The 11,942-nt window shown below is 65.6% G+C and carries 12 protein-coding genes and 2 pseudogenes; 9 read left to right on the forward strand and 5 right to left on the reverse strand.

The features are described from left to right. The first annotated feature begins 73 nt into the window (after window positions 1–73). Both ACNJ7E_RS12515 and ACNJ7E_RS12520 read left to right on the forward strand, forming a co-directional pair. Window positions 74–1,348 (forward strand): ATP-grasp domain-containing protein, encoded by a 1,275-nt coding sequence (locus ACNJ7E_RS12515; protein ID WP_418340028.1) that lies wholly within the window; start codon window positions 74–76, stop codon window positions 1,346–1,348. Then, window positions 1,348–3,372 (forward strand): CocE/NonD family hydrolase, encoded by a 2,025-nt coding sequence (locus ACNJ7E_RS12520; protein ID WP_280783740.1) that lies wholly within the window; start codon window positions 1,348–1,350, stop codon window positions 3,370–3,372. Before ACNJ7E_RS12515 ends, ACNJ7E_RS12520 begins: the two co-directional genes overlap by 1 nt. 391 nt (window positions 3,373–3,763) lie before the next feature. Here ACNJ7E_RS12520 and ACNJ7E_RS12525 read toward each other — a convergent pair whose 3' ends face one another. After that, a complete protein-coding gene (locus tag ACNJ7E_RS12525; RefSeq protein WP_280783739.1) occupies window positions 3,764–4,696 on the reverse strand; it encodes an NADP-dependent oxidoreductase in 933 nt (310 codons plus the stop codon). Window positions 4,697–4,994: 298 nt separating this feature from the next. On the opposite strand from ACNJ7E_RS12525, the pseudogene ACNJ7E_RS12530 reads away from it, so the two are divergent. After that, window positions 4,995–5,808, forward strand: a pseudogene (locus ACNJ7E_RS12530) (SDR family NAD(P)-dependent oxidoreductase). A gap of 104 nt (window positions 5,809–5,912) precedes the next feature. Here ACNJ7E_RS12530 and ACNJ7E_RS12535 read toward each other — a convergent pair. Next, complete coding sequence (locus ACNJ7E_RS12535) at window positions 5,913–6,269, reverse strand: glutamate--cysteine ligase family protein (RefSeq protein WP_280783738.1); 357 nt, start codon at window positions 6,267–6,269, stop codon at window positions 5,913–5,915. A gap of 383 nt (window positions 6,270–6,652) precedes the next feature. Between ACNJ7E_RS12535 and ACNJ7E_RS12540 the strand changes: the two genes are divergently transcribed. After that, window positions 6,653–6,982 carry a helix-turn-helix domain-containing protein gene (locus ACNJ7E_RS12540; protein ID WP_280783737.1) on the forward strand — a complete coding sequence of 110 codons (330 nt, stop codon included), beginning with the start codon at window positions 6,653–6,655 and terminating at the stop codon, window positions 6,980–6,982. A 182-nt stretch (window positions 6,983–7,164) separates the two neighbouring features. Here ACNJ7E_RS12540 and ACNJ7E_RS12545 read toward each other — a convergent pair whose 3' ends face one another. Both ACNJ7E_RS12545 and ACNJ7E_RS12550 read right to left on the reverse strand, forming a co-directional pair. After that, the gene (locus ACNJ7E_RS12545) at window positions 7,165–7,404 is read right to left on the reverse strand and encodes a hypothetical protein (protein ID WP_418340029.1); all 240 of its coding nucleotides are present in this window, start codon (window positions 7,402–7,404) and stop codon (window positions 7,165–7,167) included. 214 nt (window positions 7,405–7,618) lie between these two features. Next, window positions 7,619–7,706: pseudogene (locus tag ACNJ7E_RS12550) on the reverse strand (Hsp70 family protein); the annotation flags it as partial. Window positions 7,707–8,058: 352 nt separating this feature from the next. Here ACNJ7E_RS12550 and ACNJ7E_RS12555 point away from each other — a divergent pair. Further along, window positions 8,059–8,253: a hypothetical protein gene (locus ACNJ7E_RS12555; protein WP_283331766.1), complete on the forward strand. Its 195-nt coding sequence runs from the start codon at window positions 8,059–8,061 to the stop codon at window positions 8,251–8,253. 89 nt (window positions 8,254–8,342) lie between these two features. Next, window positions 8,343–8,669, forward strand: coding sequence for a hypothetical protein (locus ACNJ7E_RS12560; RefSeq protein WP_418340030.1), 327 nt, complete (start codon window positions 8,343–8,345; stop codon window positions 8,667–8,669). A gap of 154 nt (window positions 8,670–8,823) precedes the next feature. Here ACNJ7E_RS12560 and ACNJ7E_RS12565 read toward each other — a convergent pair whose 3' ends face one another. Next, complete coding sequence (locus ACNJ7E_RS12565; RefSeq protein ID WP_280783732.1) at window positions 8,824–9,345, reverse strand: MerR family transcriptional regulator; 522 nt, start codon at window positions 9,343–9,345, stop codon at window positions 8,824–8,826. Window positions 9,346–9,472: 127 nt separating this feature from the next. Between ACNJ7E_RS12565 and ACNJ7E_RS12570 the strand changes: the two genes are divergently transcribed. From ACNJ7E_RS12570 to ACNJ7E_RS12580, 3 genes are all read left to right on the forward strand, one after another. Next, window positions 9,473–9,895, forward strand: coding sequence for an Hsp20/alpha crystallin family protein (locus ACNJ7E_RS12570; protein WP_105419949.1), 423 nt, complete (start codon window positions 9,473–9,475; stop codon window positions 9,893–9,895). A gap of 69 nt (window positions 9,896–9,964) precedes the next feature. After that, window positions 9,965–10,288, forward strand: coding sequence for a hypothetical protein (locus tag ACNJ7E_RS12575; RefSeq protein WP_280783731.1), 324 nt, complete (start codon window positions 9,965–9,967; stop codon window positions 10,286–10,288). A gap of 405 nt (window positions 10,289–10,693) precedes the next feature. Further along, window positions 10,694–11,083: a J domain-containing protein gene (locus tag ACNJ7E_RS12580; protein WP_280783729.1), complete on the forward strand. Its 390-nt coding sequence runs from the start codon at window positions 10,694–10,696 to the stop codon at window positions 11,081–11,083. The last annotated feature ends 859 nt before the right edge of the window (window positions 11,084–11,942 follow it).

Here is an 11,942-nt window from a genome sequence, read left to right on the forward strand (position 1 = left end):
TGTGCCGCGTTCCCAGCGGCTGGACTGATTGCGGGTCTGGCGTTATCGAGGGCGCCGGCAGGGAGGGTGAGGTATGCCCGAGAACGTGTTTGTCCTGGGACTGGATCAGCACAACAAGCGGATCCTGGAGCGGATGCCGGACGCGCGAGGGTGCCGGTTTCATTCCTTGCTGTCGTGGGAGGAGATGTTCGGCGAACGCATCGCATTCGATGACCTGCTGAGCTCAGCGCAGTGCCAACTCGATTCCTTCTCCGGATCGGTTGATGCGATCATCGGATTCTGGGATTTCCCGGTCAGTGCGATGCTGCCACTCTTGCGCAATTGGTGTGGGCTCGCCACAGCCTCCGTCGAGGAAGTGGTGATGTGTGAGCACAAGTACTGGAGCCGGATCATCCAACAACGTGTGATCGAGGAGTACCCGCGGTTCGGGCTCGTCGACCCGTCCAACGACCGCGAACCACCAGCGAACGTGCATTTTCCGATGTGGATCAAGCCGGTGAAGTCCTTCTCCTCCTTACTGGCCTTTAGGGTCACCAACGTCGACGAGTTCCGTCAGGCGTTGGGCAAGATCCGCGAAGGGATCGGCTGGGTCGGTGACCCGTTCGATGCGCTCCTTGCCCGGGTCGAGCTCCCACCCGAGATCGCCGGTGTCGGTGGCAGCTTCTGCGTGGCAGAAGAGGCTGCGGCGGGGCGGCAGGTGACGGTGGAGGGGTTCCGCTACCGTGGCGAAGTCGTCGTCTACGGGGTGGTCGACTCGGTGCGAGCAGCCACCTGCCCGAGTTTCCTTCGCTATCAGTACCCTTCGTCGCTACCCGATTCCGTCTGCATCCGTCTGGCGCATATCACGCGCCGTGTCGTCGAGGCTATCGGACTCGAGCGGATGACGTTCAACGTCGAGTTCTTCTGGGACACAGTCACAGACACGGTCATGTTGCTAGAGATCAATCCGCGGCACTCACAGTCGCATGCGACGCTGTTCGAGGACGTGGACGGGGCCGCCAACCATCAAGTGGCGTTGCGGCTGGCGCTCGACAGAGACCCCGAACACCCGAGTGGCAAAGGTGCTTTCGCAGTAGCGGGCAAGTTCTTTCTTCGTCGCTACACCGACGGCATCGTCCGTCGAAGTCCACGCCGGGACGAAATCGACGCGATCGAGGCAGTGGTGCCCGGGACCTTGATCGATATTGCCGTCCATGCGGGGGACCGGCTGTCGGACCTGCGCGGGCAGGACAGTTACAGCTTCGAATTAGGCCGCGTCTACATCGGGGCGTCCAACGAGGTGGCGTTGACCCGCAAATTCGCACGTGTGGAAGCGGCGTTGCCCTTCGAGTTCGAGGCGGTCGGCTGATGCGCACGGTGACCGTGTTTCCGTCCATCGTCCGCGAGGACCGGCACGTCTGGATCCCGATGCGCGACGGAGTCCGGCTGGCCGCGCGCATCTGGCGTCCCGAGCGGTCCGACACGGCGCCGGTTCCGGCGATCCTGGAGATGATTCCGTACCGACAGGGTGACCTCACGGCTCGGCGGGACTCGATCCACCATCCCTACCTCGCCGGGCACGGCTATGCCGGGGTGCGGGTGGACTTGCGGGGCAGCGGGAACTCGGAAGGGATTCTCACCGGTGAATATCTGGAACAGGAGCTGACCGACGCCGAGGATGTGCTGGCGTGGCTTGCCGAGCAACCGTGGTGCACGGGTCGGTGCGGGATGATGGGCATCTCCTGGGGTGGGTTCAATGCGCTGCAGGTGGCGGCCCGCCGCCCACCCGAACTCGACGCGATCGTGACAGTGAGTTCCACCGATGACCGCTACACCGACGATGTGCACTACATGGGCGGATGCCTCCTTTCGGACAACCTGTCGTGGGCGTCGACGATGTTCGCGTACAACTCGTGTCCACCGGACCCGGCCGTGGTGGGGGACCGGTGGCGGCAGATGTGGCACCAGCGGCTGACCGGGAGTGGGCTGTGGATCGAGGACTGGCTGCGTCACCAGCGGCGCGACGACTTCTGGCGGCACGGTTCGATTTGTGAAGACTATTCTGCGGTGACCTGTCCGGTCCTCGCGGTCAGTGGGTGGGCCGACGGCTACACCAACTCCGTGTTCCGGCTGCTCGCCCACCTCGACGGACCGCGCAAGGGGCTGATCGGACCCTGGTCGCACAAGTATCCGCATCTGGGAGAGCCGGGTCCCGCGATCGGTTTCCTCCAAGAAGTGGTGCGCTGGTGGGATCACTGGCTCAAGGATGTCCCCAACGACGTCATGGACGAGCCGATGCTGCGGATCTGGATGCAGGAGACCGTTCCGCCACTCACCGCATACGAGGATCGGCCCGGCCGTTGGGTGGGCGAGCCGAGCTGGCCCTCACCCGACATCCACTGCAGCGAACATCCCCTCGAACGCAACCGTGTGGGCAATCCAGGGGAGAAGGTAGGGGTCGAGGAACTCACGATCGAATCACCACTGTCGGTCGGCCAGTTCGCCGGAAAATGGTGCTCATACAACGCCCCTCCAGACCTGCCCTACGATCAGCGCGAGGAAGACGGTGGCTCACTGGTTTTCGACACCGACGAGTTCACCGACCGCTACGAAATTCTCGGCTCTCCCACAGTCGAGCTCGAGCTCGCCGCGAGCAAGCCGGTCGCGATGATTGCGGTGCGCCTCTCGGACGTCGCACCCGACGGCCGAGCAACCCGCATCAGCTACGGCCTACTGAACCTGACCCACCGAAAGAGCAACGAGGACCCCGAACCGCTAGTTCCTGGAGACCACTACACGGTCAGTGTGCAACTCAACGCCATGGCACAGGCCCTGCCAGCAGGGCATCGCCTCCGGGTTGCCCTCTCGACTTCCTACTGGCCACTGGTATGGCCGCCGCCGGAGCCGGTGCGGCTGTCGGTATTCACCGGCTCGAGCAGACTCGTCCTGCCCCTCCGCCCGACCATCAATCGCGATGAATTGCCGTTGCGTCCGTTCGACGATCCGGAAGGGGCTCAACCGATCCCGGTGACGCAACTCGTGCCCGGTGAAGAGCACTGGACCGTCTCACGGGACCTGGTGCGCTATATCTCCGCTCTCGAGGTCGTCAAGGACCTCGGCGTCATCCGTTTCGACAACAGCGGACTCGAGGTCGCGCGACGGGCGTACGAGCGCTACAGCTGGGTTGGTGACGACTTCGGGTCGGTTCGCGGTGAAACGGAGTGGACGGTCACCTTCGAGCGGGAAGACTGGAAAGCGTCGACGACCACCCGCACCGTACTGACGTCCACCGCGGAAAACTTCCGCATCCAAGCCGAGCTACGCGCGTATGAGGGCGGCCAGTGCGTCGCCACCCACGAATGGGACCGCACGGTACCCCGTGACCTCGTGTGAGAAATGCGGCATGTCATCTCAGAAGGCAGCAAACTCTGAATATGATGCTCCGGAACGGTAATCGGCCTGGTCCGCGTCCACCTGATCCCGGATGGCCAACGGTGTGTTATCCGAATTCCTTGGTTCCCTTCGTGACCCTCCACACGACAGCAGGATCCGGCGCATTCTCGGCCATGAAACGCGCTCGCGACATGCACGCTCATGGAGTGCCTGCCCGGCCCATCGACGGAGCACAATCGACCGCGTCCCGGCTCTGATCAGCAGCCTGGCGTCGGATGCCGCTGCTCGACTTGTCATCGGCATCATGAACGTCCGACCAGAACCTGCCCACCTCAACGCTGTTGTCAATCAGAATCTTTCACCGCGAAATCGGGATGTGTCCCTCGCCGGGTCACGCCCGCGTGGTCTGTTCCAGGTCGATCACGATCTTACCGAGCACGTGCCCGGACTCCATCGCGCGCAGGGCTTGCGGCGCTTCATCGAAGGGGTAGGTCTGCAAGATCTTGGGGTCGACCTTGCCCTCGGCGACCAGGCGGGCGACGCTGGGAACCCCCGCGGTGCCCGATACAAGGAACGTGCCACCGAGTTCGTCGACACCGGGATCGACGATGGAGACGATGCGGGCAGGGTTGGTGATCAAAATGGCGACCTGCCGCAGGGGTCCGCCGCCGACAAGGTCCAGGATGGCATCGACACCACCGGGGAGCAGTTCCCGCATCTGCTCGACGACGTCGCCACTGTCGTACGGCACCAGCGTCGCTCCGAGGCTCTCCACCAGCGGCCGCTTGGCCGCGCTCCCGACACCGAAGACCGCGGCACCACGGTCCCGCGCCAGCTGTGCCCCCATCACGCCGACCCCGCCACCGATGCCGTTGATCAGCAGCGTCTGGCCCTCGACGATGTCGAGTCGCTCCAGCACCTCCCAGGCGGTCCCGCCAGCCACCGGAAGCGCCGCCGCCTGCAAGAAACTCAGCTGCGGGGGCTTGTGCGCGGTCGCCTCGGCGAGCAGCACCGCGTGCTCGGCGTAGCTACCGTGCTCCGGTGCGGACCTGCCCATCACCGCGTCGCCCTCGGAGAAGCCGGTGACGTCGGATCCGACCGCCACCACGACACCCGACGCTTCGACACCGAGAACCAGGGGGAAGGCCGGGGTGGCTTGCGGGTCGGCCATCGCTCCGCTGCGGATCTTGTAGTCGATCGGATTGACCCCGATGGCCTTGACCCGGATCACCAGCTCGCTGGGACCCGGGGCCGGCTCCGGCCGGTCGAACCAGGTCTCGGTCTCGGGACCGCCGTAGGAGGTGTAGCCGTAGGCCCTGCTCATCCTGGTGTCCTCCTGAACGTTGCGGCACGTATCCGTTCCCATCCTGCCTCTCCCAGCCCTGCGGCCGCAGGGCGATCGCGAAGGCCGGAAATGTGCGTTCGTGGTCCGGGGTGCGCACGGCCACGACGGCCCAGGGACCACCGAGTTGGATGCGCAAGGTCATCGCGAATTCTTGGGCGACGAGCGACGGCGTGGGGGCTACGGCAGCCGCACACTCCTCGAGAGGGTGGCGGGGTGTACGGGCGGGCCGTCGGGGTACTCGAGTCCGCGACCCGGAATCCGACGAAAGGCAGGGGACGTGACCGAAAAACCGGACACCACGCAGGCACCGCGACCACTGGCCCTCGTCACCGGCGCTTCGCACGGCATCGGTCTGGAACCGGTGAAGCTGTCCGTGCAGGACGGGTACGACCTCGTCGTGGTGGCGGACTCCGACGCACTCGACTCCGCGGTCGCTGACCTCGCCTGCACGGGAGCGACGATCATTTCCGTGCGCGCCGACCTGAAGACCGAGGAGTGCGTGACCACGGTGTACGCGGCCGTCAGGAAGGACGGCAGGCCTCTGGCCGCGGCGGTTCTCAATGCCGGTGTGGGACGCGGTGGTTCATTCGTCGATACCCACTCGCCGACACACTCGCCGTCGTCCACCTCGACGTCCGCTCCACCGTGCACCTGGCCAAATTGGTTTTCGACGACATGACGCGACGGGGCGTGGGCAAGGTGCTCGTCACCTCGTCGGTGGCGTCGACGATGCCCGGCCCCTACCAGGCGGTGTACAACGCCTCGAAGCCCTTCGTGGAGTCGTTCAGCGAGGCGTTGCACAGCGAACTGACGGGCACCGGCGCGTCACCATCACCGCGCTGATGCCCGGGCCGACGGACACCCACTTCTTCGCGCGGGCGAGATTGGGCGACACGGCGCTGGGGCAGGGCCCGAAGGATGATCCCGCCGCGGTCGCGAAGCAGGGGTACGACGCGATGTGGCGGGGCGAGCGGAAGGTAGTCGCCAGTTCCGTGCTGTCGAAGGTGATGGCTACGCTCGGCGCCGCCACGCCGGACGCGGTCAAGGCGGCCGCACACAAGGTCCTCGCCAAACCGGGATCGGGACGGTAGCTCGGCCGCACCATCGCCACGGTGAGCGCCGACAGTCGAATATGCTCCGGGGCAATAAAAATAACCCAACTCTGATGTGCAGATTGGTGGGCGAGGGTGGTCCGTTATGTCGAGCGGGTCCGGCGGTGTGCCTGTTCCGAAGGTGCGGCGTTGCTGGATGGCGCCGGTGCCGCGGGCGAGGACCGCTGGTGGGCCTGGTGCGCCCGGTGGTAGTCGCTGGTGCGACCCAGGGCGGGGCGAAGATGGTCGAGCAGGCGCAGGATCGGGTCGGTGGCTGGGACCAGATGCCCGGAGACCGGGTCGATGCCGTGCCCGTCGATTCCGTCGCGGGCGGCGCGCCAGTACGCCGCGTGCGTATCCACCGGGCTGGGGGTGTAGCCCCGGAGGAGCGCGGTTGGCGGTGACGACAGACCCTGGATCAGGGTCGCCACTACCGCGGCGTCGTCGTCGGTCGCGGGCACGTCGGCGATTCGGGCTTCGATGGCAGTGGCACGAAATTTCTGTAGTGCTCACTGTAGACTTCCTCCAGTCATCGGCATAATATTGACCGCAGATCGGCGGAGACGACCCCTCCGGGGGCCGCCCCGACAAGACACCGGCGGGAGCGGAACTCTTCCAGATGCGGGTTCCGTACCCGGAACCCGCATCTGACGAATGAGACTGTTCATCCGTAGGCGCGGGGTCTCGAGTCGAGAGGCAGGTGTTGCGTAACTCACGAGATCTGAAAGCTGTGCATCGAATGTCGGGGTACCGGCGGCCGCTGACACCGTGGTGAACGCGGGCGGGACCCCGGTACCGCAGGCGCGCAGTCCCGCCCCGACCATGAAGAAGCACCGAGGTATTCGTGGACGAGAACCCTGACCGTGAAACACCGAGGAACGAACTCGACAATGACGACTATCCGGCGTTCAGCATGGGCCGCGCCGTCGACACCCTCGGTGTCACCGCCGCCTTTCTCCGCAGTCTCGACGACATGGGTTTGGTGGTGGCGCAACGTTCTCCGGGTGGGCATCGCCGGTATTCGCGGAATCAACTCCGCCTCGTCTCCCGCGTACGCGAGCTGGTCAGTAACGGCACCGCCGTGGAAGCCGCGTGCCGCATCGTCTCGCTCGAAGAACAACTCGCCGACGCGCGGCGCGATCTGCGGGATCGGACCGCCGACGACCGTTCCTGACGGCGATGCAGGATCAGGGATTTCGAGTACAGCCAACCGGCGGGCGCCGTTACCGCGCTTTCAATTGGTTAGTCATGAGCACAATGCCTGAAAGAGGTATGTGAGATGGCGTCTGAAAGAGGTATGTGAGATGGCCGCCGAGCTAGTTGGTGACATGTCGGCGACCAATGCATTGGACGTCGTCATCGAGGGGGTGGCAGCACTGCGGGGTGAGGCGGCGACGCAGAATCTCGAGACGGTGCTGGGTCGGCCTGCCCGCACTGTTCATCGTCGTCGACGAATTCTCCGGAATCGGCGAGCACCGCCCGGAGCGTCCTCGAGCAGTTGCCCAGCGCGATCTCGACTTTGTTCAGTGCGACCGCGACCGCGACCACGTACGCACTGATGTCCGAGGGGTCGGCGGCGCCGGCGCGATGCTTCATCGAAGAACTCTTTCTCTTTCGCGGAACACCCGACCACCGTGGTGATGTCGATGATGCTCCATTGGGCCTGGTCAGCGCGCAAAGAGCGGGGCGATCCCGCCGGTGTGGATGGGTGTGTCGGACCGGTCAAATGTGGGGGATTCGATCTGCCGGTGCGACCGGCAAAATCCGCAACCGCGGCTTTGCGCTGTCGCGCTTGGGATGGTCACAGTCAGGAGGCGACCACCACCGGGTCGCCGCCCCTCCAGCACGCACACCACCGAGTTCGTGGTGCCGAGATCGATCCCGACCGCCCGTGCCACAACTCCCTCCTTACACCCCGGGCGCACCCTCGGCGCACCGCCGAAACCCTCCCGTTGACAGTTCAATTTTCCCTCCGTACAACAACCAGCGTCAAGAAAATATGCCGCAATTGCAGGATGTTTTCTCCTGCCGCGGTAGGACCTACGACGGTGCTGGCTACCGCCCCGCGCAACGCGTGGGTGGGGTCAACCCAAGGCCGGCGGTGCGGTAGCCGCCCAGGCAGCCACTCGCCGCCTCGCACCGCCGAGGGCGAGATTTTCTCTCCCAGATGCACGAGGTTTGTGGCAGAATGTAACCGCTCGGACAGGCGCGGGCGGTGGACGCCCGCACATATGGTCGGTGGCGGTGACGATGACAGATGAAACACTGGTGGCGCTGAAGAACTACGAATACCTGATCCTCGAGCACGGCTGCGAGAACGTCAGCCTGGTCTGGCATACCGACTCGCTGGTGTTCGGCGAGGCCGGCTGCGCCGACATCGACATGCTCGCCCAACCCGGTTTCACCCCGGCCACCGAGTGCTTCGCCCGCCGCGAGGACACCTGAGACGGCCGCGGAGCGGAACCGCGGGGCGGACCGGCACCCGCCATCCCCGCGATCGGATGCGATCCCCAGCAGCGAGGAGGTCGATGACGATGACAACTTCACCCCGCATCACCACCGCACACGACGAGATCCGCCGGTGGATTCAGGCCCATCGCGGCGCACCGGCACGCGATGCGACGGGTGCTCTGCGGATCGACTTCCTCGGTGTCACATCCGGACTCGAGCACCTGTCCTGGAACGAGTGGTTCACCGCCTTCGACGAGCAGGGCCTGGCCCTGTGCTATCCGCACCCCCATATTCGCGGCGGAACCAGCGCCTGGTGCGAACTGGTGCCCCGCGCACGGACCGGTGCCGGTTCGGCGAGAGATGAGCACCTGGCACAGTCACTATCTCGGCCCGGGACCGAACGGAGCTGAGGTGGTGGCGCGACAGCTGTCACAGCAGTCTCCGGCGCACATCGCCTGCTGCGGCACACATACGGTGAGCGAGCAGACTCGCCGCCCGTAACCGGTCATGCCCGCGTTGACGAGTGTCCCGGCACGCCGGTGCCGAAACGGTGTGCCGGGTGCGTTAGTGGTGTTCGCGTTCGCCGGCGCTGTGGGTGCGGGTGGGGCCGGCCCGCAGGCGGGGATTCTGCCCGGAGGCTGACCGCCGTCGGGGCCTTCCGGGCTGCGCCGCATCACTCGCGGACCGGTCCTCGTCAGCGTCGACCTCGGGGGCACGGGAGGCACCAGTGTGGTCTGTACTGGTCACGGGATCCTGCTCGGCGCGCAGTTGCGCGTTGTCGGCTTGCAGGCGGCGGTTGTGGCGTTCGAGTTCGTCCGTGCGGTGCTCGAGGTCGAGAACCCGGCCGATACCGACGAGGTTGACGCCGGCCTCGATGAGTTCGGCGATGCGCCGAAGCCGGGCCAGGTCGTAGTCGCTGTAGCGGCGGGTGCCGCCGTCGGTGCGGCCCGGGGTGATCAGCCCGTAGTCCTCGTACAGGCGCAGCGCCGCGACCCCGAACCCGGACAGCTCTGCGGCTACCGAAATGCCGTAAACACCGCGCAGCGACGGTGATTCGGAGTCGTACCGCTCGGATTTTTCGGGCACTTTTGCTCCGATCGGGAATTTTCTCGCACAACCTCTTGTCATGGTCTACGACAGATGCTATACCAAACCTACAGCATCTGCTGGAGTTTACCTGGTGGAATAAAGAGGGTTTCAGGAGGTGGACACGATGTTGATGCGTACGGATCCGTTCCGCGACCTCGACCGTTTGACGCAGCAGTTCCTCGGCACCGCGGCTCGTCCGGCGGTGATGCCGATGGACGCCTGGCGCGAACAGGACCGGTTCGTGGTGGAGTTCGATCTACCCGGTGTCAATGCCGACTCGCTGGATCTGGACGTCGACAAGAACACTCTGACGGTGCGCGCCGAACGGTCCGCGCTCGACGAGAACCGAGAGATGGTTGCAGCCGAGCGTCCGCGCGGGGTGTTCAGCCGACAGTTGTTCCTGGGGGAGAACCTCGATGCGGACAAGATCGAGGCGAATTACGACGCCGGGGTGCTGCGGTTGACGATTCCGGTCGCCGAGAAGGCCAAGCCCCGCAAGATCGAAATCAGTAGTGGGCATTCGGAGAAGAAGGCGGTCAACGCCTGAGGCGCGATCGACAGGGCGACCGTCAACGCTCGACCGAGGTGACAAGGCTCGGGAGGGGGTGAATTGTCGATGACATTGGCGAACATGGTCACCGAGTTGAACGCCACCGTAATTCCGGAGCGCAGCGAACGCCAAGTGGTGTGGCCGTGGCACGAGCTCGACTACGCAGTGCTCGAGGCCGATTCGGATCACATCCTCGCCGACGCGCTGACGCCGCAGGCCGTGGTCCTGCTCGCTCGGTTGGCGACTACGCCGGCCGGTCCGCCGCGGCCATCCCCTCCCGCTTCGATGGGGTGGACGGTGTCGGCTCCTCCGGTCCCGGAGATCCAGGCCACACAGCGTTCGCCACCGACACCCGGAAAGTCCCTCCGCAAGAGTATGTTTCGTATGTGATGCAACTCGGAAAAGGGGTGATGAATCAGACGAGTGCACCAGCTCGCGGGGTTCGACCGCTGCCGCCTCCTTCACCTGTCAATCCTTCGCGCGCGGCGCGCCGAACCCCGGGCACGCCGCCCGGTGCCGCCGATCAACGAAAAGACCACACGACGGCGCCGACCGCGCACCCGACAACAATCCGTGGTGGTTGTGTCGGATCGACCGGGGCGCACGGCCATCAGTGGCGGACGGGGTCTTCGTCGGCCGTTCCGGGCGGGGAGTGCCCACCCCAGACATCTGGAGAATCAGGAAAAGCGCGGGCGGACCTTCCTGCGGTTCGGGCCCGCCCCGTCCTGGTGGTTCCGGCACCCCGAACGCCCGGAACCACCTTTCTCCTGCGCATCACACGAAAGGGGTGAGGTGATGGCCACCGCGCGGGATCCATATCGGGTGCTGGGCCTTTCCTCGTCGGCGTCCCAGGCTGACATCGCCAGTGCCTTCCGGCGGTTGCTGCGTGAACACCACCCCGACACCCGCACCCACCAACAAACCCCCGACCCGGCGGCGGACGAACGCCTCCAGCGCATCCTTTCCGCCTACACTCTGCTGCGCGACCCCGCACACCGCGCCGCCCACGACCGGGCAGTCACCGACCGCGCAGCGGCCGAACCCGGTGTCCGGCCTCCCCGATCGCCGCGGGCTCCGACCCAGCCTGCCACCCCGGTCCACATCCCGGTCGTCGTGCGCGGTACCCCGCCGCGGCGCCCACCCGCGGCCGGGTTGTGGGTGAGTCCGGTGCGATGGCACCACTGACAGGTGCACTTATCCGGCTGAGGCCCGGTCGAACGCCAGACTGGATACACCTTTCCCGGTTGAGCACATTTTCTCCCGAATTGCAGCCCGAACCGCCCGAGCGGCCGGTATGAATCAGCGATTCTCGCAGCATGTTTGGTGGCTCAACCGAGTCCCGCGGGATGCGGAGGGCGGTGGTTTGGACCCGGTGGCGGCGCGGCGGGACAACCGCGCCGGCCACCCCGGTGGTGCCTTCGCGACGGGCGACCGTTCGGCCGTCTCGAGCGGAAGGCGAAGAGAATTGTGACGGCGACATCGCCGTCGAGCGAATCCTCGGCCAGTACGAGAGGGCGGCCAGTCCACGGCGGCCGGTGCGCGGAGATCAACCAGAACCCAGTTTTCTCACTCCCGGTACGTTCGCGAGTGAACGTGCGCGGTCGCCGCTCCGCCCCCGCGGGTGGGAGAGGTGGCCCGTCGACATGAAACCTTGCATCTCCGAAATATCTGTAGTGAAGACTGTAGACATTGCGATGTCGCCGTTGTAGAGTTCCTCTTGTCGCAAGGAAAGAGTTCACGAGGTGCGGGAGAGGATGAACTGCCCGCAGAGAAGTACCGCTAGACCAGGATGTGCTGGGTGAGGGTTGATGTGAGTGTGTAAGGCCCCGGCACATCCGGCGGCTGCCGGGCGGCACGAAGAGCCCGACAGCCGGAAGAAGTGCAGTAAACAAGGAAGTGAAACCCGCTCCGGCCCCCGGTGCCTCACGGCGCCGGGGGCCCTGTCCGTTGAAAGGTGTCACCCCATTCCGGAAGATTCGCCCGACCGAAGCGCGGCCGGGAAGCTCGACGACGAGGACTACCCGGCCTACAGCATGGGTCACGC

The sequence above is a fragment of the Rhodococcus mengyinensis genome, from assembly GCF_048381435.1.
GTDB classification, from domain to species: Bacteria; Actinomycetota; Actinomycetes; order Mycobacteriales; family Mycobacteriaceae; genus Rhodococcus_F; species Rhodococcus_F opacus_D.